This window comes from Pseudomonas sp. AU12215, assembly GCF_001675465.2.
GTDB classification, from domain to species: Bacteria; Pseudomonadota; Gammaproteobacteria; order Pseudomonadales; family Pseudomonadaceae; genus Pseudomonas; species Pseudomonas nitroreducens.
Map to the genome: position 1 here is coordinate 1 of NZ_MACM02000022.1, position 21154 is coordinate 21154.

At 66.8% G+C, this 21154-nt stretch carries 20 protein-coding genes; 8 read left to right on the plus strand and 12 right to left on the minus strand.

Annotation, left to right across the window (positions count from 1 at the left end; translation table 11 throughout):
* The coding region (locus tag A9513_RS06295) for a LysR family transcriptional regulator (protein WP_255302824.1) at positions 1-895 on the minus strand (895 nt) is incomplete at its 3' end.
* Positions 896-970: 75 nt separating this feature from the next.
* Between A9513_RS06295 and A9513_RS06300 the strand changes: the two genes are divergently transcribed.
* Complete coding sequence (locus A9513_RS06300; RefSeq protein ID WP_065084264.1) at positions 971-1999, plus strand: YeiH family protein; 1029 nt, start codon at positions 971-973, stop codon at positions 1997-1999.
* Between the two features lie 67 nt (positions 2000-2066).
* Here A9513_RS06300 and A9513_RS06305 read toward each other — a convergent pair whose 3' ends face one another.
* A complete protein-coding gene (locus A9513_RS06305; protein ID WP_017517576.1) occupies positions 2067-2501 on the minus strand; it encodes a DoxX family protein in 435 nt (144 codons plus the stop codon).
* A 142-nt stretch (positions 2502-2643) separates the two neighbouring features.
* Entirely contained in the window at positions 2644-4068 is a 1425-nt protein-coding gene (locus A9513_RS06310) for a transglycosylase SLT domain-containing protein (protein ID WP_024764522.1), read from the minus strand.
* Between the two features lie 224 nt (positions 4069-4292).
* On the opposite strand from A9513_RS06310, the gene A9513_RS06315 reads away from it, so the two are divergent.
* From A9513_RS06315 to A9513_RS06335, 5 genes are all read left to right on the plus strand, one after another.
* A complete protein-coding gene (locus A9513_RS06315; protein ID WP_065084265.1) occupies positions 4293-5093 on the plus strand; it encodes a TatD family hydrolase in 801 nt (266 codons plus the stop codon).
* Positions 5094-5230: 137 nt separating this feature from the next.
* Positions 5231-6709, plus strand: coding sequence for a methyl-accepting chemotaxis protein (locus A9513_RS06320; RefSeq protein ID WP_065084266.1), 1479 nt, complete (start codon positions 5231-5233; stop codon positions 6707-6709).
* A 115-nt stretch (positions 6710-6824) separates the two neighbouring features.
* On the plus strand, positions 6825-7184 hold the full coding sequence (locus A9513_RS06325; protein ID WP_024764519.1) for an Mpo1-like protein: 360 nt from the start codon (positions 6825-6827) through the stop codon (positions 7182-7184).
* Between the two features lie 187 nt (positions 7185-7371).
* Positions 7372-7776: a molybdopterin-dependent oxidoreductase gene (locus A9513_RS06330; protein WP_024764518.1), complete on the plus strand. Its 405-nt coding sequence runs from the start codon at positions 7372-7374 to the stop codon at positions 7774-7776.
* A gap of 5 nt (positions 7777-7781) precedes the next feature.
* Positions 7782-9353 (plus strand): diguanylate cyclase, encoded by a 1572-nt coding sequence (locus tag A9513_RS06335; protein WP_083196033.1) that lies wholly within the window; start codon positions 7782-7784, stop codon positions 9351-9353.
* Between the two features lie 11 nt (positions 9354-9364).
* Here the strand turns inward: A9513_RS06335 and A9513_RS06340 are convergent, their stop codons facing one another.
* The 6 genes from A9513_RS06340 to A9513_RS06365 all read right to left on the minus strand — a co-directional run bounded on the left by A9513_RS06340 (position 9365) and on the right by A9513_RS06365 (position 15971).
* Positions 9365-10165 carry an acyl-CoA thioesterase II gene (locus A9513_RS06340; RefSeq protein WP_065084267.1) on the minus strand — a complete coding sequence of 267 codons (801 nt, stop codon included), beginning with the start codon at positions 10163-10165 and terminating at the stop codon, positions 9365-9367.
* A 112-nt stretch (positions 10166-10277) separates the two neighbouring features.
* Positions 10278-11048: a CHAD domain-containing protein gene (locus A9513_RS06345; RefSeq protein WP_065084268.1), complete on the minus strand. Its 771-nt coding sequence runs from the start codon at positions 11046-11048 to the stop codon at positions 10278-10280.
* A gap of 69 nt (positions 11049-11117) precedes the next feature.
* Positions 11118-13133 (minus strand): DUF3488 and transglutaminase-like domain-containing protein, encoded by a 2016-nt coding sequence (locus A9513_RS06350; RefSeq protein WP_065084269.1) that lies wholly within the window; start codon positions 13131-13133, stop codon positions 11118-11120.
* On the minus strand, positions 13130-14083 hold the full coding sequence (locus A9513_RS06355; RefSeq protein ID WP_065084270.1) for a DUF58 domain-containing protein: 954 nt from the start codon (positions 14081-14083) through the stop codon (positions 13130-13132). The genes A9513_RS06350 and A9513_RS06355 overlap by 4 nt, the downstream gene beginning before the upstream one ends.
* Before the next feature lie 10 nt (positions 14084-14093).
* Positions 14094-15011 (minus strand): MoxR family ATPase, encoded by a 918-nt coding sequence (locus tag A9513_RS06360; RefSeq protein WP_037014527.1) that lies wholly within the window; start codon positions 15009-15011, stop codon positions 14094-14096.
* A gap of 99 nt (positions 15012-15110) precedes the next feature.
* Positions 15111-15971, minus strand: a complete 861-nt coding sequence (locus A9513_RS06365) for a LysR family transcriptional regulator (RefSeq protein ID WP_065084271.1) — start codon at positions 15969-15971, stop codon at positions 15111-15113.
* Between the two features lie 122 nt (positions 15972-16093).
* Between A9513_RS06365 and A9513_RS06370 the strand changes: the two genes are divergently transcribed.
* A complete protein-coding gene (locus A9513_RS06370) occupies positions 16094-16543 on the plus strand; it encodes a multidrug/biocide efflux PACE transporter (RefSeq protein ID WP_065084272.1) in 450 nt (149 codons plus the stop codon).
* A 156-nt stretch (positions 16544-16699) separates the two neighbouring features.
* On the opposite strand, the gene pyrF is transcribed toward A9513_RS06370, so the two are convergent.
* From pyrF to A9513_RS06385, 3 genes are all read right to left on the minus strand, one after another.
* Positions 16700-17398: an orotidine-5'-phosphate decarboxylase gene (pyrF, locus tag A9513_RS06375; protein ID WP_065084273.1), complete on the minus strand. Its 699-nt coding sequence runs from the start codon at positions 17396-17398 to the stop codon at positions 16700-16702.
* 100 nt (positions 17399-17498) lie between these two features.
* Positions 17499-18422: a response regulator gene (locus tag A9513_RS06380; RefSeq protein WP_065084274.1), complete on the minus strand. Its 924-nt coding sequence runs from the start codon at positions 18420-18422 to the stop codon at positions 17499-17501.
* 2 nt (positions 18423-18424) lie between these two features.
* Positions 18425-19726 carry a sensor histidine kinase gene (locus tag A9513_RS06385; protein WP_065084275.1) on the minus strand — a complete coding sequence of 434 codons (1302 nt, stop codon included), beginning with the start codon at positions 19724-19726 and terminating at the stop codon, positions 18425-18427.
* 317 nt (positions 19727-20043) lie between these two features.
* Between A9513_RS06385 and eat the strand changes: the two genes are divergently transcribed.
* On the plus strand, positions 20044-21154 hold a 1111-nt coding region (eat, locus tag A9513_RS06390; RefSeq protein WP_065084276.1), incomplete at its 3' end, for an ethanolamine permease.

The window sequence follows — 21154 nt, forward strand, 5'->3', positions numbered from 1 at the left end:
CCGAGGSCKGSGCATAATCGAGGAAGCGTCGCAGGCCCGCCGTGGGGTATTTGTCGATGTGCAGCGCACGGAAGAAGGTGCGCCGCAGCGGCCCCAGCGGATTATCCAACTGCACCAGCTCGCCGCGTGCGAGCTCCGCCTGTACGACACGCTGCGACAGGCAAGCGATGCCGAAACCACTCGCAACCAGCTGCTTGATCGCCTCGGCGTTGCTCACCTCCAGGGGCGCATTGACGCTGCCCAGGCGCGGCAGTACCTGCTGCTCGAAAGTCACCCGTGTGCCCGACCCGGACTCCCGCAGCACCCAGCGCGCCGCCGCCAGATCCTGCAGGGTGACGCACTCGGCCGTCGCCAGGGGATGATCCGGCGCCACGACCAGTAGCAGCTCGTCCACCATCCAGGGCGTCAGCTGGATCTGCGGATGCTGGATCGGCGCTTCGATGAAGGCCACGTCCAGGCGGAACTCGGCCAGCGCCTCGATCACCCCGCCGCTGTTGGCGACCTGCAGCTCCAGGCGGCTCTCGGGCAATTCGCCGAGAAAGCCGGCCATCACCTGCGGCAGCAGATAGCCGCCGATGCTGCGGCTGGCACCGAGGCTCAGTTGTACCGGCGCCGATTCGAACAGGCTCTCCAGCTCGGCGCTCTGCGCCAGCAGCGCACTGGCCTTGGGATAAAAGGCGCGGCCATTGTCGTTCAGCGCCAGACGCTTGCCACTGCGGTCGAACAGGCGCGCGCCGAGTGCACGCTCCAGCTCCTGCAACGCCTGGCTGGCGGCGGACTGCGAAAGCGCGATGCGTGCCGCGGCCTGGGTGACATTGCCCAGTTCGGCAATTGCGGTGAAGGTCGCCAACTGGCGAAGGGTGATGCGCGGGCCCATATCGATAAAACCGGTCATCCCAATAAGAACAATCCGTTTTTACACTAAGCGGTGCCGCGGCACCATGGCTTCACCTTACACAAGGAGCCTGCAATGAACGCCCTCCGCCGCCTGCCCTACTTCGTCCCCGGCGCCCTGCTCTGCCTGGCCATCGCCTTCGGCTCGCGCCAGCTCATGGAAATTCCCGCACTGCAGCACCTGGGGCTCGGCAGCCTGACCCTGGCAATCCTCATCGGCCTGCTGGCCGGCAACCTGGGACTCGCGCGCTTCGGCAGCATTCGCCCCGGCATCGACCTCTCTCGCCAACAACTGCTGCGCCTGGGCGTTGTGCTCTACGGCCTGCGCCTGACCTTCCAGGACATCGCCGCCCTCGGCCCGGCAGCATTGATCATCGACGTGCTGATGGTCGCCAGCACCCTGACCGTCGCCTGGTGGATCGGCGAACGCTGGCTCAAGCTGCCGCGCGAAAGCGCCCTGCTGATCGGCGCCGGCAGCGCCATCTGTGGAGCCGCGGCGGTCATGGCGAGCAGCCCGGTACTCAAGGCGCGTGCCGAGCACACGGCCGTCGCGGTAGCCACCGTGGTGCTCTTCGGCACCCTGGCGATGCTGCTGCATCCGCTGATCTACGCCGCGCTGCCCAATCTGTTCGGCAGCGAGCAGGCCTTCGGCGTGTTCACCGGCTCGACCATCCACGAAGTCGCCCAGGTGGTTGCCGCCGGCCGCGCCATGGACCCGGCCGCCGCGGACGCCGCGCTGATCAGCAAGATGTTGCGGGTCCTGCTGTTGGCCCCGGCCCTGCTGATCCTCGGCCGCGTCGGTTGCGCCGAAGCCGCCGAGCCCGGCGCGCGCCGCAAACTGCACATTCCCGGTTTCGCCGTGTTTTTCCTGCTGGTGACTGGCCTGCGCTCGCTGGGCTGGGTGCCGGAAAGCTGGCTGGCGCCGCTGCAGCAACTGGATGACATGATGCTCGGCATGGCGATGGCCGCCCTGGGCCTGGCCACCCGCCTGGGCGACCTGCGCAAGGAAGGCCCCAAGCCGCTGCTGCTGGGCGCCGGCCTGTTCGCCTTCCTGCTGGTGGGCGGCGGCCTGATCAACGGCGGCGTACAGTACCTGTTCCACTGATTCACGCAGGCAAACAGAAAGGGCGGGCACCTTGGGTGCCCGCCCTCTTTCGTTATCGCGTCGGCGATCAGCTGGACAGCTTGCGGTCCAGCGAGAACGGGCCGGCGCCGCTGATCAGCAACGCGACGCTGATCATGATCAGGGTGAAGGCGTATTCGAAGCCGTTGGCGGTGATGAAGAAGCCGTTGGCCAGGTGCACGCTGAACACTGCGACCAGCATGGCGACGATCAGCGGGATGCTCGCCAGGCGCACCAGCAGGCCGAGGACCAGGGCCAGGCCGCCGAAGAACTCGGCGCTGCCGGCCAGGGCAGCCATCAGGTAGCCAGGAGTCACACCGAGGGATTCCAGCCAGCCCGCCATGCCTTGCAGACCCGGGCCACCAAAGGCGCCGAAGAGCTTCTGCGAGCCGTGAGCCATGAAGGTCAGGCCGGTGGTGATGCGCAGGACAGCGATGCCGGCGCCAGCGTTGGTGGTCAGGATGGATTTGATCAGCGAGTTCATGGTGCGTCCTTATGCGAGCTCTAGTGGGAGCGGAGGGTTGCGTAGGAAGTAGGTGACAACCGGGGTTGCTTGGCGACCAATATAACCAGTTTTTACGATATCAAAAGCGCAAAATAGCGCTGAAAGCTATCGAAAAAACTGATTACTTCTTGATTGCCGCCACGCTCTCACGTGGCTCGAGGCCATCACGTTCCCGCTGATATGCAAGATAGTACTTGTTGACGCTACTGACGTAGTTCACTACGCCCATGCCCAACTGCTCGGCCGCCACGCGCTCGACCTGGAAGAACCACTGGTTGGGGTTCAGGCCCTGGCGCTTGGCCTCCGCACGCAGGCTTTGCACCCGCTCGGGACCGGCATTGTAGGCAGCCAGAACGAAGGCCATGCGGTCCCGTTCATTGATGCGCGGGCTGGAGAAGAAGCGCTTGCGCAGCATGGCCATGTAACGGCTGGCTGCCTGCACGTTGTTCTCCTTCTGGTGCACGGTATCCACGCCCACGGCGCGGGCCGCCGCCGGGGTGATCTGCATCAGCCCGGTGGCGCCGCCGGCGCCGCGCGCACCGGCATTCAGGTTGGACTCCTTGAAGCCCACGGCGGCCAGGGCCAGCCAGTCGACCTTGCTCTGCTCACCATAGCGTTGCAGGGTCGGGCGCACGGCTTCCAGGCGCTTGCGGTCGGGAACGAGCAGCGGGTTGCGCACCTGGTAGGCGCGGCGGTACAGGCGCTGGAAGGCCGCGTCCTGGTCCGCCGGGGCGCGATAGTCCTTGAGGAAGCGGTTGACGCTGGCGCGCAGCATGGGCGCGTCACGACGAACGTACCAGGCCATCGGCTCGCTGTTGTCCAGCACCAGATGACGATCGACGCGCAGTTTGGTGAAGACCTTGCTCCAGCGTTCGGCGATGGGCTGCTCGACCACGGTGTAATTGAAGATGCCGGCCTGGACCATCTCCAGCACGTCTTCCACCGCCAGGGAGGAATCGGTCCACTCCAGCACCAGCGGCGCCATGCGCTTCTGCGCCAGGCGCTCGTTGACCTTGCGCACGGCCTCGCCGGCGGCGCTGCCGGCTGGCAGGGTGATGGTGCGGCCGGCCAGCTGCTCCAGGCGCACGAACTTGCGGTTGCCCTGCTTGGTCACCAGCACCAGCGGCACGTCGGCCTTCCACGGCAGGCTGGGGCTGACGTTCTGGCCATCGCGGGCCAGCAGGACCTCCCCGGGCGCGACCAGATCGCCTTCACCGCGCTGCAGCGCGCCGAGCAATTGATCCTTGGCCTTGGGAATGAACTGGATGGTGAGCGGCTTGCGCCCCGGGGCACTGTCGTTGAGGTATTGCTCGAAGGCGCGCAGGCGACGGTATTCGACGCCAATGGGTTCGCCCTTGATCTCGCCGGAGCTGTTGCGGCTCTGGTTGACCAGAACCCGCAGGGTGCCGCCGGAGCGGATCGTGGCGAGGTCGCGGGCGTCGGTGTTTTCCTGCTCCCAGTTTTCCGGCTGGGCCGTCAGGCGCGCGGCCGCCGGCAGTGGCGTCAGGGCCACGAGGCACAGCAGTAGCAACAACAGTCGGGTCATCCAGCTCTCCAGGGGCTCGCACTCGGCGGCGGGCCGATTAGAGTGCGGTTTCGGCCGGGGGTTCCCGACCGCCAAGGGCGCGCAAGATTCTCACAGGAGGGACTCATTACCAACCCGAAACTTCCGATATATCTTCGGAATAATCCGCAACCTGTTGTTTTTGAAGAATTTTCGTCTGGAAAGAGCGTTTTGCTATGCTCCGCATCCGGACAAAGGGAACAAAAATGCAACTGATCGACATCGGCGTCAACCTCACCCATCCAAGCTTCGAGCCGGAACGTGAAGCGGTCCTCGCTCGCGCGATCGAGGCCGGCGTCGCCCAGATGGTGCTCACCGGGACCAGCCTGCCCGACAGCGAACAGGCCCTGGAACTGTGCCGGCAACTGGACGAAGAACAGCGTCTTTACTGCACCGCCGGTGTCCATCCCCATGAAGCCAGCCACTGGGACAGCGGCAGCGCCAGGGCGCTGCGCGGACTGCTGGCGGAGGACCGGGTAAAGGCCGTGGGCGAATGCGGCCTGGACTTCAACCGCGACTTTTCGCCGCGCCCGCAGCAGGAAAAGGCTTTCGAAGAACAACTTGGCCTCGCCGTGGAACTGCAATTGCCGGTGTTCATCCACGAGCGCGATGCCGGAGAGCGCCTGCTGGCGATCCTCAAGGAGTTCCGCGACCGGCTCCCTGCGGCCGTGGTGCATTGCTTCACCGGCGAGCGCCGCACGCTTTATTCCTACCTCGACCTCGACCTGCACATCGGCATCACCGGCTGGATTTGCGACGAGCGCCGCGGCACCCATCTGCAGGAGCTGGTGCGGGAAATTCCCGAAGGCCGGCTGATGCTGGAAAGCGACGCACCTTATCTGTTGCCGCGCACGCTGCGGCCCAAGCCGAAGAACGGCAGGAACCAGCCGGCCTACCTGCCCGAAGTGCTGACCTGCGTGGCCCAGCACCGTGGCGAGAGCGCAGAGCGCGTCGCTGCCCATACCACCGAGTGTGCGCGGCGCTTCTTTGACCTCCCGGAAATTTGAACCGGCTCTCAAGAATGCCCTTCCTCGGCCGATAAGTCGGGAGCGGAAGGTGGCTTGATTCCCATCAATGGCCACCTTCATCCCTTTTCACGACAATAATGGCGCCCTGCCACTATTCGACCGACAAGAAGACATCTATGGCCGCCTGGATCCGCGATATTTCCCTCAAGTACAAATTCTGGGCCGTCAACGCGGTCGCCTTCGTCACCACTCTGCTGCTGGTGCTGTTCGCCATGCACCAGGAGCTCGATGGGCGCAACCAGCAGGCACGCCAGGGTGCCGAAGCCCAGGCCCAGATGCTCAAGAGCTGGCCGGCGGGCTCGGCGCTGCCGACTTCGCCGAACCTCGTCAGCTTCGCCGCCGGCAGCGCCCCGCAGATCACCGGTGTCGACGGCTCGGCCCTCGCCCGCGCCAGCGGCTGGGTGGACCTGCAGGATGCGCAGAACCGCAACGGCGCACTGGCCGGCGCTTACGTGCAGGATATCGGCAACGGCCAGCGCGTTGCCGTGCTCGCCCCCGGCGCCGACTTCTGGAGCGTCCTCGAAGACCGCGCCCTGCCCTTCGCCGGCGCCGTGCTGGTGCTGATGCTGGCCCTGCTGGCCGCCTCGCAATTGCTGATCCGCTTCATCCTCACGCACCTGCTGACCCTGCGCGACGTGATGCTGCACGTGGAAAAGAGCGGCGACCTGTCCGCCCGCGTGCCACTGGAAAGCCGCGACGAAGTCGGCCAGATGGCCACTGCCTTCAACGCCATGCAGGCCGGCTACCAGCGCGTGGTCGGCACCGTTGCCCAGGCCGCCGGGCGCCTCGACGAAGGCGCGCGCAGCCTTGCCAACAGCATGGGCCAGGTGCGCCAGGGCATGCTCGGCCAGCAGAGCGAGACCGACCAGGCCGCCACCGCCATCAACGAGATGTCCACCACCGTCCACCACATCGCCCAGCATGCCGCCGACACCCGTGACCAGTCGCAGGAGGCCGACCGCCTCGCCGGCAATGGCCAGCAGGTCGTCGGTCGCGTTGGCCAGTCCATCGCCGGTTTGTCCCAGGGCGTGCAGCAGACCGCCGAGATGATCCAGCAGTTGGCCCAGGACAGTCACAAGATCAGCAGCGTGGTCAGCGTGATCCATGGCATCGCCGAACAGACCAACCTGCTGGCTCTCAACGCCGCCATCGAGGCCGCCCGCGCCGGCGAGATGGGTCGCGGTTTCGCCGTGGTGGCCGACGAAGTGCGCAACCTCGCCAAGCGCGTGCAGGACTCCACCGACGAGATCACCCAGATGATCAATGCGCTGCAGTCCGGCACCCGCGACGCCGTGGAATTCATGCAGGAAAGCTCGATCAAGGCCGACGGCTGCGTAGAGCAAGCCCGTGAAGCCGGCGAAGCCCTGGCGGCGATCGCTTCGGCGGTGGCGCTGATGCGCGAGAGCAATACCCAGATCGCCGTGGCCGCCGAGCAGCAGAGCCAGGTCGCCGAGGAAATGACCCGCTCGGTCGTCGGTATCCGCGACGTGACCGAACACACGGTGCAGCAGACCGTGGACTCGGCCGGCACCAGCCACCAGTTGGCGGACCTCGCCGGCGAGCTCAGCCGCGCCATCCGCCAGCTGCGCCTGTAATCCCTATCGCCCGCATAGCCTGCGTCCATTGGCGCGGGCTTCGGCGCAGCACCTAGACTGCTGATAGTCCGCCCGCCTGCGCTCAGGCGGGCCTTTCAGTCTCGGGAGCACCCACATGGGCAAACGTCATCCCAACCTCCTCGCCTGGCAGTGGCAGGGCTACGCCGCCAACCACCGCAACCCGACCAACCTGGCGTTGCACATCATCGCCGTGCCGCTGTTCATCCTCGGCGCCCTGACCCTGCTCAGCGGGCTGTTCGGCCTGAGCCTGTCGGCGATCCTGCTGGGGGTGATCGGCATGGTCGCCTCGCTGGCCATCCAGGGCCGCGGGCACAAGCTTGAAGAGCAGGCGCCCGAACCCTTTAAGGACCGCAAGGACGCCGTCAGCCGTCTGCTGGTCGAGCAGTTCGTCACCTTCCCGCGCTTTGTTTTGAGCGGCGCCTGGTGGCGTGCCTGGCGCAATCGCGGGCGCTGAGCCGGCCATAAGAGCAGGGCGCGGCATTGCGGCCATTCAAGTACCGGGCAGGTTCGCCGATATAATCGTCGAGATTTCGTCGCGAGCTGTTGAGATGTCGGCCTTTCGTCATTTTATTGGCTTTTTTGCCTGCCTGTTTATTGTCACGACTGCGAACTCAGCCCCGGAATCGACGGCCGAGCGCACCGTGCTGACCATTGCAGTCAAAGGCCAGCCGCAACTCCAGCGCCACTACAGCCTGCGCGAGCTTGAAGCGCTGCCACAGAGCGAGCGGCGCTCGATGCTCCCGGAAGAAACCCGGGTCCATGGCTGGCAAGGCGTGCGCCTGAGCATCCTGCTCGCCGTCTTCGAGCGCGGCGACGCCCAGCGCCTGCGGGTCGAGGCACTCAACGACTATTCCGCGCTGATTCCACTGAGCGACCTGGACGCCTTCGACCCGATCCTCGCCTACCGCCGCGACGGCCAACCCATCGGTATCGCCGAGCGCGGCCCGCTGTTCGTCATCTACCCGATGCTCGATTACCCGGAGTTGCGGACCCAGGTCTATTTCAACCGCACCGTCTGGCAGGTAAGCCGCATTACCCTGGAGTGATCGCCGTGCCCCCGCAACTTCCCAGGCGGCGCTATCGCCGCCTGACCGTCATCATCCTCAGCGGCCTGATCGCGGCGCTGACCGCCGGCGCCGGCGCCGCGCTGCTGATGGTGCACCAGCATGTCCGCCAACTGGCCCATCCCGATGCCCACAGCGAGCTGTGGCAGGCCTACCAGCTGCGGGCCGAGCTGGAGCGCTCGTTGAACAGCGCCCGACAGGTACTCGCCGGGGAGAGCTACAGCGATGCCCTGGCAACCCGTGTCGAAGTGCTCGCCAGCCTCCTGCCGCCGCTGCGTAATACGCCCGTCTACAACTACCTGGCCGTACCCCGCCCGGAAGTGCAGGCAACCCTGGAAAAGATCCAGCACCTGAGTGACGCCTGGCTCAAGCGCGCGCCATGGGGGCAGCCGCAGGCCGCGAAACTGCTGGCCGGCGAGATGCTGCACGAGCTGCCGCCTCTGCTCGAACCCACCCACGAACTGGTGGTGGTCACCAACATTGCCCTGACCAACTACATGGACGCCGAACGCCAGGACCTGCAGCGCGCCTTCAACCTGCTGGCCTGGGTGCTTTTCGGCCTCGGCCTGTGCAGTGTGCTGCTGGCCTTGCGGGTGATCGCCAATTCGCGGCGCAAGCTCCTGCTCACCCAGCGCCTGCATGACCTCAACCAGTCGCTGGAGCAGCGCGTCGAGCAGCGCACCCAGGAATTGAGCGAACGCAAGGCGCTGCTGCGCTATATCCTCGACACCAGCCCCAGCGACGTGGCGCTGCTCAGCGACGAAGACTCCCGCGCCCACTACGTCAGCCCGCGGCTGCTACAGCGCACCGGCATCCGCCCGCACGAACCCTTCACCCTGAGTCGGCTGTTCGACGATCCCGACGAGGAAGCACGCTTCCGCCAGTCCCTGGCCGATCACGGCCAACTGGACAGTTGGGAGACCCGCCTGGCGGGCAATCCGCCTTTCTGGGCGATCGTCTGGGCACGGCGCATGGAGGTGGACGGACGCCCCGCCTCGCTGGTGTGGAGCTTCGACATCAACCAGCGCAAGACCATGGAGCAGGAGTTGCGCCTGCTGGCCACCACCGATCCGCTGACCGGCCTGCAGAACCGCCATGCCTTCGTCAAACGCGGCGTCGCCCTGCTCAAGAGCGCACAGCGCTACGACCGCCAGTGCTCGGCGCTGATGCTGGACATCGACTTCTTCAAGCCGATCAACGATACCCACGGCCACGCCTTCGGCGATGCCGTGCTTCAAGCCGTGGCGAAGGAGTTGACGCAGGGACTGCGCGAAGTGGACCTGCTTGGCCGCCTGGGTGGCGAGGAGTTCGCCGCAATCCTTCCCGAAACCGACCTGCAGCAGGCGCTGCAGGTCGCCGAACGGGTACGCAACAGCGTCCAGGCACTGTCCTTCACCAGCGAAGACGGCAGCCGCGTGCGTCTCACCCTGAGCATCGGCGTGGCGGCCCGGCGCGAAGGCGAGCTGCGCCTGGAGGACCTGCTCGCCCGCGCCGACCGGGCCCTCTACCGGGCCAAGGCCGGCGGCCGCAACCGCACGGAGACCGCACCCGGCATTTAGCGGGGGCAGCCCTAGCCGAAGATGGTCACCGTCTGCCGGCCGATCGCCAGGAGCTGGCCATCGGCCGACCAGGTCTGGGCGGCGATGTGCCCGTAACCGTCGCGGGCATGCTCGATGGTCGCCAGGTACTGGCACCAGCCATTGGCGGGCATCGAGGGCAGCGGCTGGACGAACTCCACGGTCCAGGTCAGCGAGCTGGAAGGCGCTGGCGATTTCAGATGCGGCAGGTTGGCCGGCGGCCAGGCGTCGATCAGCGCCAGCAGGTGGCTGATCTCCATCGGCTCCTCGCCCACGTCGCCGCCGCGGAAGCGCATCCAGCCACCCATCTCGCGCTCGCGACTGGCCGAGAACGGCATGTGCCCGACCGCCCAGCGCATGGCGATATTCTGGGTGAAGGCCGGCATCAGCTTGCGAATGTACGGTAGTTCCTGGCAGTCCTCGACGGCCTTGAACATCGGTGGCGGCAGGCCGTCCATCTGCACGGTGGATTCGCGTCCCACACCGAAGCTGCCTTGCGCCAGCAGCACCACCTGCCCGTTCTGCACCGCGCGGCAGAATACCTGGCTGACCGACTTGCCCTCCCGCAGCACTTCGGCCTCGAAGCTCACCGGCACTTCCACCTCGATGGGGCCGACGAAAGTGATCGCCAGCGAACGCACCGGTCGTCCGGCCTCGGCCACCGCCGCCATGGCCTCGTAGGCCAGCGCCGCCACCAGGCCGCCGAAACTCGCACGGCCCTGCGCCCAGGCGGCGGGGATGACAATGGACAGCGGTGCGGCACGCACCGCCCGGAGCAGTTCGCTGAAGGACATGATCGGACTTCCCTGAGGCTTCTGGAAAATGGCAGCTGGTTGCGATCTTAGGGGCACCGGCAGCCCCGGCAAACCATCCAAAGCCTTGTCCCTTGCAGGAAATGCCCTGTCATCAACGAGCCCTATGCAGCGCTTTCCGCAGGGCTTCGAGGCTCTCGTCGGCGAGGCGCTCGGCGAGGTCGTGGCGGGCGTTCCAGTGCGGCTGCAAGGGCATCAGGTCGAGTTCGCGCTCGCTGCGGATCAGCCACTGCTCGTAGTCATGCCAGTCGCCCAAGGCCGATTGCGCATCCTTCAGCGGCGCGAGCAGTCGCTGCGGCACCGCCGACTCCTTCGGATAGGCCTCCAGCGAATAGCGCACGCGCTTGATCAGCAGGCGCAAGCGATGGCGATCGTGGGCCGGATCTTCCAGCGCGTCGCGCAGCTTCCGCCATTCCCGGGCAAGGCGCTTCTCCACCTTGCCGTGCAACCCCTTGAGCACGCCATGGCGCTCCGCTGTTCGCCACAGCTGCGGCCAGCCATCCAGGCGCAGCAGCAGACGCTCCCACTGCGGGCTGGCGAGCAGCGTGGCATAGCCGGAAATCAGCGCCGGCCGGCGCAGCGCGGCGGCACGCTCGTAGCCCTCGGCCTCCAGCGCCGGCAGCAGCACTTCCAGATCACGCAGCGGACCGCTGAGACGGCCCATATCACCCAGCGCCTGCTCCAGTTCGTCGATCCCCGGCATGCCCCGCACCGCGTGCAGCAGACTGCGCAGCCGGCGCACAGCGATGCGCAGGTCGTGCAGCGCCTCGGGATCGGACTCGGCCTTCAGGCGGGAGGACGCGGAGAACAACGCGACCTCCTGCTCGATCAGATGGCTTACCAGGTAATCGCAGAAGGAGGTCACGGCAGGCTCCACGCCAGAGGGTGAGCTATCAGGTTAGCCCCCGCCAGCACACCGGCAAGGGCCGCGATGTCACGTCCCGTTTCTGCGCGCAGACCACAAGCGCCAGGGCAGTTCGCGACGCAGGCGCGCCAGGTGCGCACGCAATTGGGCCGGAGCGGTGGCGGCTCCGCCATAGCGCTGTGCTTCGAAGGCTTCCAGGTAGCTGCGGATCGCCTGCGCGTGGGCCGGGAGGACCCTGCTCGCGCGCCGGCAGAAGTCCCGCGCACCCTCCCCCGGCTCGCGATGCACCCCCAGGGGCGCGAGCATCCTTTCGAAACGCTGGAAGCTCTGCAACTGGAGATCGGTGGAGCGCCGCCAGGGCTTGAACAGCACCAGCGCCAGCACAGCCAGCAACAGCGCGCCACCGCCCACCAGCAGGGCGCCGATCCACTGCCGGTCCAGTCCGCCGAACCAGTTCTTCAGCATGTCGCCCTGCTGCTCGGCCTGGTAACCCAGCACCCAGCGCTGCCAGCCGTAGTTGACGTCGTCCCAGGCCATGCGCAGTTGGTTGAGCAGCGCGAAGTTCCGGTAGCGCAGGGGTGAAAACGGATCGGCCTCGAGGAAGCTGCCTTCCTGGCTCATGGCCGCCTCCAGCCCTTGCTCGATCCGCTCGGGCGATACGGCGCCCGTGGGGTCAACGCGCGTCCACCCGCGGCCCGGCTGCCAGTACTCCACCCAGGCGTGGGCATCGAACTGGCGGATCGCCAGGTAGTTGCCCGACGCGCTGGCCTCGCCCCCCTGGTAGCCGGTCACCACGCGAGCCGGAATCCCCGCCGCGCGCAGGACGAAGGTCATGGCGCCGGCATAGTGCTCGCAGAAGCCGGCCCGGGTGTCGAACAGGAAACCGTCGATGCGCTCCGGGCCAACATCCGGCGGGCGGAGTGTGTAGCGGAACGGCTGCTCGCGGAAGTGCCGGAGCATCGCCTGCACCAGCTCGGCCGGCTGTGGGTAGCGTTCGCGCAGTTGTCGCGCCCAGGCGCGGGCCTGGGGATTGCCGCCCTGCGGCAAGGCGAGGTTGATCCGTTGTGCGCGGGTGGCGTCGTCCGGCTCCAGCAGAGCGTGCGGCCAGGAGGTGGCGCGGTAGAGCAGCCCCTGGCGCACCGGCAGGCGCCGCTCCAGGTGGAAGTCGCTCATCATCCGCGCATCGCCCAGGCTGGTCTGCGCCACATCCAGCCCGAACAGCCAGGGCCGACCGTTGGGCTCCATGATCACCTGGTACTGCAAGGGCTGCCCCTGTCGCTGCCATTGCGGCTCACGATCGCCACGCTGGAACGCGGTACTCCAGCGCGTGCCGTCGAAGCGTTCCAGGGTCAGGGCGCGCCAGTACAGTTGCGAGCGCGGCGGCGGGCTGCCGTCGAAGCTCACTCGAAAAGCCAGCGCAGCAGACTGGCTCAGTTCCACCATGTCGCCGGGCGCCATGCTGTCACTCAGCCCGGTCATGGATTTGTCGCCGGGCATTGGCAGCGACCACAGTGGCCCCATGCGCGGGAACAACAGGAAAAGCAGCAGCATCAGCGGCAAGGCCTGCAGCAGCAGACCGCCGGCCAGGCGCAAGGTCGGCATCGGGCGCGCGGCGAAACCGCTCTGCTGCAGGCCGATGGCCGCCGCGAGCAGCGCCAGCACCGGCAGCACGCTGAAGGCGGCGGCGAGGATGTCATCCTGGAACAGGTAACTGGTGGTAACCGCGAAGAACCCCAGCAGGATCAGTACCCAGGCATCGCGGCGAGTCTTGAGCTCCACCAGCTTGACCACGAAGGCCGAGATCAGCAGCACCACGCCGGCATCCAGGCCGAGCAGCGAGCCGCGGGAAAACCACACGCCCAACCCGGCCAACGCCACCAGCGCCAGCTTGGCGATACCACTGGGGTAGTTGGCGCGCATGCGAAACACCTGGATGCGCCAGGCGGCGCAACCCAGCCAGAGGGCGACGACCCACAGCGGCAGATGTTCCAGGTGCGGGATGATCACCACCGCCTGGGCCACCAGCAGCCAGGTCAGGGCCACCCGTGGAATGGGCTGGGAGGAAGTGGCGGTCGCACTGCTCATCGCTTCGTCCCGTGCAACGCCAGAGCGCGCAGGCAGGCGTCGCGATGGGCATCGTCCAGGCCGACCGCCAGTTGCGCATCCGGCAGGCGCAGGCCGAACGGCTGCTGGCGCCGTGTGAGCTGCAGGACCCAGAAGCACAGCCGGGACAGGCGCCCCTCGGTGTCGCCGCCCAGGCTGTCGAACTCCAGCCAGATGTTGCGCCCGGCCAGCGCGGAGAAATCCTTCACCAACAGGCCCTGGCCACGGGAGTAGGCCTTCCAGTGCAAGCGCCGGCGCGAATCGCCCGGCTGGTAGGGCCGCAGGCCCTGGTAATCATCGACGCCGCGCCCGCTGGGCCGCACGCCTTCCTCGTCGTTCTCCGCCGCCCCGCTTTCCAGCGGCAGGTCGCCGGGCTGCGGATGCGGGTAGACCAGCACCGACTGGTCCAGGTCGACCCAGCTCCAGGCGACCAGCAAGCCCAGCGGGAAGCGACTCTCCACCCGCAGGCGACCAGGGCGCAACCAGCCACGGCGCTCGGCTGGCACGCTCAGCAGCAACTCTTCGGCGTGGTCCGCCGTGACATCGGCGAACTGCATGCGCTCGGCTTCCCACCCCAGGCCGATGGCCTGCCGGTTGCGCCCTTCGCCCTCCAGCCGCACCCGGAAGGCTGCCTGCTCGCCGACGAACACTGGCTGCGCGCCGAGCGCCGACAGACGCAGGCCGCCCAGGTTGCGGTAGGTGTGGAGGATGGCGACGATGAACAGCGACAGCAGCAGGAAGCTCAGGCCATAGGCCAGGCTGTTCTGGTAGTTGATCGCGGTCAGCAGCATCAGCAACAGCGCGACGCCGAACGCCAGGCCCTGCCGGGTGGGGATGATGAAGATGCGGCGCTGGTTGAGCTGCAGCGAGGGAGACGGCGGTATGCGCCGGGCTATCCAGCTCTGCCACAGTGGCCTGACCTTGACGAGCATGGCGTGCCCCTCAGAGAGCCGGAACTTCGCGCAACAACCACTGCACCAACGCACCGCCGCCATGCCCGGCCGGGTCGGCCTGGTCGCGCAGGCGGTGGCCGGCCACCGAGGGCAGCACGGCCTGTACGTCCTCCGGGATGACGTAGTCGCGCCCGGCCAGCAACGCCCAGGCGCGGGCCGCTGCCAGCAGCGCCAGGCTGCCCCGCGGTGACAGGCCCAGGGCAAAGGCCGGCTGGGTGCGCGTGGCTTCCACCAGGCGCAGCACGTAGTCCACCAGCGCATCGCTGGCGCGCACCGCCAGCACTTCGCCCTGCAGCGCCTGCAGTTCCTGCGGGTCGAGCATCGGTTCCAGGCGCGGCAGCAGGTCGCGGCGAGCTTCGCCCAGCAACAACGCCTTCTCGGCGGCGCGGCCGGGGTAACCCAGGGACAGGCGCATGAGGAAGCGGTCGAGCTGGGATTCAGGCAGCGCAAAGGTGCCGCCCTGGGTCACCGGGTTCTGCGTGGCGATGACGAAGAAGGGTTCGGGCAGCGGCCGGGTCGCGCCCTCGATGGTCACCTGCCCTTCCTCCATCGCCTCGAGCAGTGCGCTCTGGCTCTTGGGGGTGGCGCGGTTGATCTCGTCGGCCAGCACCAGCTCGGAGAAGATCGGCCCGGGGTGGAAGACGAACTGCCCGCTGTCCTTGTCGAACACCGAAGTGCCCAGCACGTCGCCGGGCAGCAGGTCGGAGGTGAACTGGATACGCTGGAACCCCAGGCCCAGCACACGCGCCAGGGCATGGCTGAGGGTGGTCTTGCCCATGCCGGGCAAGTCTTCGATGAGGAGGTGACCGCGCGCCAGCAGGCAGGTCAGCGCCAGCCTTACCTGAACCTCCTTGCCGAGCAGGACTTCGTCAACTGCCTTCAGACAATTCTCCAGCTTGACGCGCATCCTGACCTCACAATCTAGGAAAACTCCGATCCTACTGGTGTCGCGCCGGGCATCAAAGGCCCCGACACATTTAGTCCGGAAACTGTGATGCAGAGCGCCTCAACGGCCCAGCAGCCGCTCCGCCAGCCAACTCGCGGCCGGCCCCAGGCGTCGTTGCCGCGACCAGATCACATCCACCGCCACTCGGCGCGGCCAGCCGGCAACCTTCAGCTCCTGCATACGCCCGCCGGCGAAGCGTCCTACCATCCAACTGGGCAATTCGATCCAGCCGAAGCCGAGCACCGCCATGTCCAGCAACAACAGGTAGTTCGGTGCGCTCCAGCAGCGGCCGCCCAGCAGCGGTGCGGCATCGTCCAGATAGGTATTCAGGCGCAAGGCGCGGTAGGCCAGCAGGTCTTCGCGCTCCACGTGCTCGCGGCCAGCCAGCGGGTGATCGCGGCTGACGAACAGGCCGAACTCCGCCTGTTCGCTCAAGGTCGCCGAGCTGATATCCGGCGCGTAATCCTTTTGAGCGGCAAGCAGCCCCAGGCTGGCGCGCCCCTGAACAACCAGATCGAGCACATCGCTGTCCTCGGCGATCAGCCACTCGAACTCCAGGTCCGGGTAGCGCGCATCGATCTCCGCCAGCCGCGCCTCGAATTCGGCGGACTGGTAGGTGTCCGACATCGCCAGGGTCACCCGCGACTCCAGCCCGCCTACCAGCTGATGGGCGAGCTGGCCGAGGCGGTCGTTGGCCATCAGCACTTCCTCCACCCGCCCGAGCAGCGCGTGGCCGGCTTCGGTCAGTTTCGGCTGGCGACTGCTGCGGTCGAACAGGGTCAGCCCCAGATCGATCTCCAGCCGCGCGATGGCCTCGCTGACGGTGGACTGGCTCTTGCCCAGCTTGCGCGCGGCGGCGCTGAACGAGCCCAGGCATGCGGCCTCGGCGAAGGCCTGCAGGGATTCGGGGGAATATTGCATGGAGCAACACCTCTACCATCGGTTAAACCGATGATACCCAACTTAGATCCAGCCGGTCGACCGATGATAATGGCGCCAGACCGACGGAGTCGGCCTGCCACTGCCTTATCTGGAGAAACCCCATGAGCCCGACTAAAACCCTGAAGGAACGGATGTTCCACGCCGGCCTTTTCGAACTGCTGGCGGTCGTCATCTGCGCGCCGACCCTGGCATGGCTGATGGACAAACCCCTGGGCCACATGGGCGCCATGACCCTGATGTTCTCGGCCATCGCCACCCTGTGGAACATGCTCTTCAACGCCGCCTTCGACCGTGCGCAGAACCGCATGGGCTTCAGCCGCACCCTGTCGGTGCGCGTGCTGCACGCCTCGCTGTTCGAGCTCGGCCTGATCGTCCTGCTGGTGCCGCTGGCCGCCTGGTGGCTGTCGGTGAGCCTGCTGGAAGCCTTCATCCTCGACATCGGCCTGGTGCTGTTCTTCCTGCCGTACGCGCTGGTATTCAACTGGGTGTACGACGTGCTGCGCGAGCGGCTGATCAATCGCGCGCAAACCACCGCTCAAGCGCACAGCTGAAACCTGTAGGAGCGAGCTTGCTCGCGAACCGCCCAGCTCATGTGCTGCCGGTAGATTTGTTCGCGAGCAAGGACTGGGCGCGCCCCTCGCTCCTACAAAAAGCAAAAACAAAAAAGCCCGCAGCGATGCGGGCTTTTTTCATGCCTGGAGAAAGCTTCAGGCCAGGCTGGCAGCGATCTCGGAGAGTGCCTTGGCCGGGTCGGCGGCTTGGCTGATCGGGCGGCCGATCACCAGGTAGTCGGAGCCGTTGTCCAGCGCCTGGCGCGGGGTGAGGATGCGACGCTGGTCGTCCTGGGCGCTGCCAGCCGGGCGGATGCCGGGGGTGACCAGTTGCAGTGCCGGATGCGCAGCTTTCAGCGCCGGCGCTTCCTGGGCGGAGCAGACCAGGCCGTCCATGCCCGCCCTTTGCGCGAGACTAGCAAGCCGCAGTACCTGCTCCTGGGGCTCGACGTCCAGGCCGATGCCGGCCAGGTCCTCGCGCTCCATGCTGGTCAGCACGGTCACGCCGATCAGCAGCGGCGACGGACCATTGAAGGCATCCAGAGTCTCGCGGCAGGCACTCATCATGCGCAGGCCGCCGGAGCAGTGCACGTTGACCATCCACACGCCCATCTCGGCGGCGGCGCGCACGGCCATCGCGGTGGTATTGGGGATGTCGTGGAATTTCAGGTCGAGGAAGACTTCGAAGCCGCGGCTGTTCAGAGTCTCGACGATACCGGCAGCACAACTGGTGAACAGTTCCTTGCCCACCTTCACCCGGCACAGCTTCGGATCGAGCTGGTCAGCCAGCGCCAGCGCGGCTTCGCGGGTGGGGAAATCCAGGGCGACGATGATCGGGGTCTGGCAGGCGGACATGGGCTCTCTCGCGGGTATCGAAAAAATCGGCGCGCATTGTCGCAGAAACGCGCCGACTTCCGTAGCCCGCCCGGCAGGAATGCTCCGTCGCCGACGGCGATCAGGCACTCAGCCGCTCGCGAAGGCGGCCGAGCATGCCCAGCAGGCTGCCCACTTTCTCTCGCTCACGATCCTCGCGAGGCACCTCGGCGATGCGCGCGACTTTCTGCTCCGGCTGGGCGCGCCAGAGCAGCGCCTGCTCGGCGGCGGCCTTCAGGCCCTTCTCGAACAGGCCGCGGCGGATCGGCTTGGGCAGGTAGCGGAAGATCTGCGCCTGGTTGATCAGCGCCAGCAGGTCCTGGGTGTCGCGGAACGGCGTGACGACGATGCTCAGCAGGCGCGGATGAGCCTGCGCCAGGGACTTGAGCAGCGGCGCGGTGTCTTCGCCGGCCAGCTTGAGGTCGCTGACCAGGATATCGATAGGTTCGCTGTTCAGTCGCACGATGGCCTCGGCGAGGTTGCGCGCTCGGTGCAGCTGGTGGGTACCGGCGCTGCAGAACTCGCCGACGCACGCCAGGGTCTCGGCATCCTCGTCCAGCAACAGCACGTTGAGCGGCGCAACGACGCGGCTGATCGCCTTGGTATCGATGGGCTCGGCCGGCGCCTGGCGCTGGGCGATCTCGGCCGCCTGGCGCAGGGTGAAGGCCATTTCCTGCGGGTCCCAGGGCTTGGTCAGGTAGCGGAAGATGCCGCCACTGTTGAGCGCGTCCACCGCGGCGTCGAGGTCCGAGTAACCGGTGAGCAGGATGCGCAGGGTGTCCGGGGCGATTTCCCGGGCCTGGGCGAGCAACTCGGCGCCGGTCATCTGCGGCATGCGCTGGTCGCTGACGAGAATATCGATGTGCTCTTCGCGCAGGCGCTGCAGGGCCTTGTGCGGATCGGTTTCCACCAGCACGTCGTAGTGACGGCGGAACTGCATCGCAAGGCTGCGCAGAATGCGTTCCTCGTCGTCGACGAAGAGGATGCGGACAGGCTGCTGAGTCATGTTCAGGCGCTCCGTTTCAGTTCGCTGGCCTGCTGGATCGGCAGGCTGATGAGGAATCGTGTGCCGCGTCCGGGTTCGGATGCCACGCGGATGCGGCCGCCGTGGTCCTGGACGATCTTGTAGCTGATCGACAGGCCCAGGCCCGTGCCCTGCCCCACCGGCTTGGTGGTGAAGAAGGGGTCGAAGATGCGCGCGCGCACCTCATCGTCCATGCCCTTGCCGTTGTCCTGGACCGAGAGGTGCACATGGGTTTCGTCCGCCCAGGATTTCACCTGGATCAGGCCGAACTTCTGCATGGCCTGGGCGGCGTTGGTCAGCAGGTTGAGCAGCACCTGGTTGATCTGGCTGGCGGCGCAGGCAACCTTGGGCAGCGCGCCCAGCTGGGTGGCAACCTCGGCCTTTTCCTTGATGCTGTTGCGGGCGATCAGCAGCGCGCTGCGTACGCAGTCGTTGAGGTCGACCTCTTCGCTGCGGGCGCGGTCCAGGCGGGCGAAGTCCTTCAGGCCGCCGACCAGCTCGCCGATCTGCGCCAGGCCGAAATCGGTGTCGCCGAACAACTGGTCGAGATCGCCCACCAGTTGTTCCAGCGCCGCTTCTTCGCGGGCCTGTTCGAAGGCTGCGCGAGTGCGCGCCAATTGCTCGGTGTCGCAGGCCGGGTCGTCCAGGCATTCGTTGAACAGGGCCTGGGCTTCGGTAAGGCCGAGCAGTGGCAGCAACAGCTCGCGCAGCAGCGCGACGTTGTTCTTCACATAGCCCAGCGGCGTGTTCAGCTCGTGGGCGACGCCGGCGACCATCTGCCCGAGGGAAGCCATCTTCTCCGATTGCACCAGCTGCGCCTGGGACTCTCGCAGGTCCTGCAGCGTCTTGTTGAGCGCGCGGTTGCGCTGGGCGACGCGCTGCTCCATGGCTTTCAGCAGATCGAGCACCGTGCCCAGGCCGAGGTAGCGTCCCTGCTCGTCCACCAGGACGAAGTCCTCGGTGATCGGGTAACTCAGTTGGGCGGTGACCTGTTGCGAGGCTTCTTCGAGGCTCAGGTCGGCGCGCACCTTCAATGGCTGCGCATTCATCACATCGCTGGCCGGACGGCGGCCCCAGAGGTCGCGGCCGAAGCGCTGCATGAAGATGTCCTGCAGGCCGTTGCGGCTGACCAGCCCCAGCGGCAGCCCGGCCTCGTCCACCACGGGCAGCGAGAGGAAGGCGCGGTGCTCGGCATCGAGGAAGCGATCGGCGACGTCGCTGATGCTCAACTCCGGGGCCAAGGGCGCTACCTGGCGCAACAGCTCGTGCAGGGCGCGGGTGGTCATCGGCGAATCTCCGGTCGCTGGAATGGGCGCCAGTAGACCAGCGGCAGATTGCCATCCTGTGACAGCCGTCGCGGCTCCGCGAAGCGTCACGCTGCGGTCATCGCCGTGCAACAAGCGCGGGACCGCGCACCTGAACGAATCGCCGCGCCCCCATTCGAGGCACGCCAATGTGCCGCGAATGTTCACGAAACGACGCGAAACCAGGCTTTGCGACCTGATCTCCGGGCATGGCACGGCCACTGCACGAATCAGCGGGTCGTGTTTTTCATCCTCGTTCGGACTTTCTCTTCTCTGACTTTCTCTTCAGGAGACGTCGCATGAGCACGCAACTCAAACCCACCCTCGGCACCCTGCACCTGTGGGGCATCGCCGTGGGCCTGGTGATTTCCGGTGAGTACTTCGGCTGGAGCTATGGCTGGGGCGTGGCCGGCACCCTCGGCTTCCTCGTCACCACGCTGCTGGTGGCAACCATGTACACCTGCTTCATCTTCAGCTTCACCGAGCTGACCACGGCGATTCCTCACGCCGGCGGGCCCTTCGCCTACAGCCGCCGCGCCTTTGGCGAAAAAGGCGGACTGGTGGCGGGCCTCGCCACGCTGATCGAGTTCGTCTTCGCCCCGCCGGCCATCGCCATGGCCATCGGCGCGTACCTCAACGTGCAGTTCCCCTCCCTCGATCCGAAGCACGCGGCGGTCGGCGCGTACCTGATCTTCATGACGCTGAATATCCTCGGCGTCAGCATCGCGGCGACCTTCGAGCTGATCGTCACCATCCTCGCAGTGGGCGAGTTGCTGGTGTTCATGGGCGTGGTTGCGCCGGGCTTCAGCTTCAGCAATTTCGTGCTCAACGGCTGGGCCGGCTCCGACAGCTTCGGCGGTGCGGCGATCAGCGGCATCTTCGCGGCGATTCCCTTCGCCATCTGGTTCTTCCTCGCCATCGAGGGCGCGGCCATGGCCGCCGAGGAAGCCAAGGACCCGAAACGCACCATTCCCAAGGCCTACGTCAGCGGCATCCTGACCCTGGTGGTGCTGGCCATCGGCGTCATGCTGTTCGCCGGCGGCGCGGGCGACTGGAAGGCCCTGTCGGGTATCAACGACCCACTGCCACAGGCGATGAAGATGGTGGTCGGTGAGAACTCCGGCTGGCTGCACATGCTGGTGTGGATCGGCCTGTTCGGCCTGGTCGCCAGCTTCCACGGCATCATCCTCGGCTACTCGCGGCAGTTCTTCGCCCTCGCCCGCGCCGGCTACCTGCCACGCGGGCTGGCCAAGCTGTCGCGCTTCCAGACTCCGCACCGGGCAATCATCGCCGGCGGCCTGGTAGGCATCGCGGCGATCTACAGCGACGGCCTGATCGCCCTGCAGGGCATGAGCCTGACCGCGGCGATGATCACCATGAGTGTGTTCGGCGCCATCGTCATGTACATCA

Bases quoted from the DNA above. Each gene is read 5' to 3' on its own strand.
- A9513_RS06300 (WP_065084264.1), top strand. From the start codon at position 971: ATGAACGCCCTCCGCCGCCTGCCCTACTTCGTCCCCGGCGCCCTGCTC.
- A9513_RS06305 (WP_017517576.1), bottom strand. From the start codon at position 2,501: ATGAACTCGCTGATCAAATCCATCCTGACCACCAACGCTGGCGCCGGC.
- A9513_RS06310 (WP_024764522.1), bottom strand. From the start codon at position 4,068: ATGACCCGACTGTTGTTGCTACTGCTGTGCCTCGTGGCCCTGACGCCA.
- A9513_RS06315 (WP_065084265.1), top strand. From the start codon at position 4,293: ATGCAACTGATCGACATCGGCGTCAACCTCACCCATCCAAGCTTCGAG.
- A9513_RS06320 (WP_065084266.1), top strand. From the start codon at position 5,231: ATGGCCGCCTGGATCCGCGATATTTCCCTCAAGTACAAATTCTGGGCC.
- A9513_RS06325 (WP_024764519.1), top strand. From the start codon at position 6,825: ATGGGCAAACGTCATCCCAACCTCCTCGCCTGGCAGTGGCAGGGCTAC.
- A9513_RS06340 (WP_065084267.1), bottom strand. From the start codon at position 10,165: ATGTCCTTCAGCGAACTGCTCCGGGCGGTGCGTGCCGCACCGCTGTCC.
- A9513_RS06350 (WP_065084269.1), bottom strand. From the start codon at position 13,133: ATGAGCAGTGCGACCGCCACTTCCTCCCAGCCCATTCCACGGGTGGCC.
- A9513_RS06355 (WP_065084270.1), bottom strand. From the start codon at position 14,083: ATGCTCGTCAAGGTCAGGCCACTGTGGCAGAGCTGGATAGCCCGGCGC.
- A9513_RS06360 (WP_037014527.1), bottom strand. From the start codon at position 15,011: ATGCGCGTCAAGCTGGAGAATTGTCTGAAGGCAGTTGACGAAGTCCTG.
- A9513_RS06365 (WP_065084271.1), bottom strand. From the start codon at position 15,971: ATGCAATATTCCCCCGAATCCCTGCAGGCCTTCGCCGAGGCCGCATGC.
- A9513_RS06370 (WP_065084272.1), top strand. From the start codon at position 16,094: ATGAGCCCGACTAAAACCCTGAAGGAACGGATGTTCCACGCCGGCCTT.
- pyrF (WP_065084273.1), bottom strand. From the start codon at position 17,398: ATGTCCGCCTGCCAGACCCCGATCATCGTCGCCCTGGATTTCCCCACC.
- A9513_RS06380 (WP_065084274.1), bottom strand. From the start codon at position 18,422: ATGACTCAGCAGCCTGTCCGCATCCTCTTCGTCGACGACGAGGAACGC.
- A9513_RS06385 (WP_065084275.1), bottom strand. From the start codon at position 19,726: ATGACCACCCGCGCCCTGCACGAGCTGTTGCGCCAGGTAGCGCCCTTG.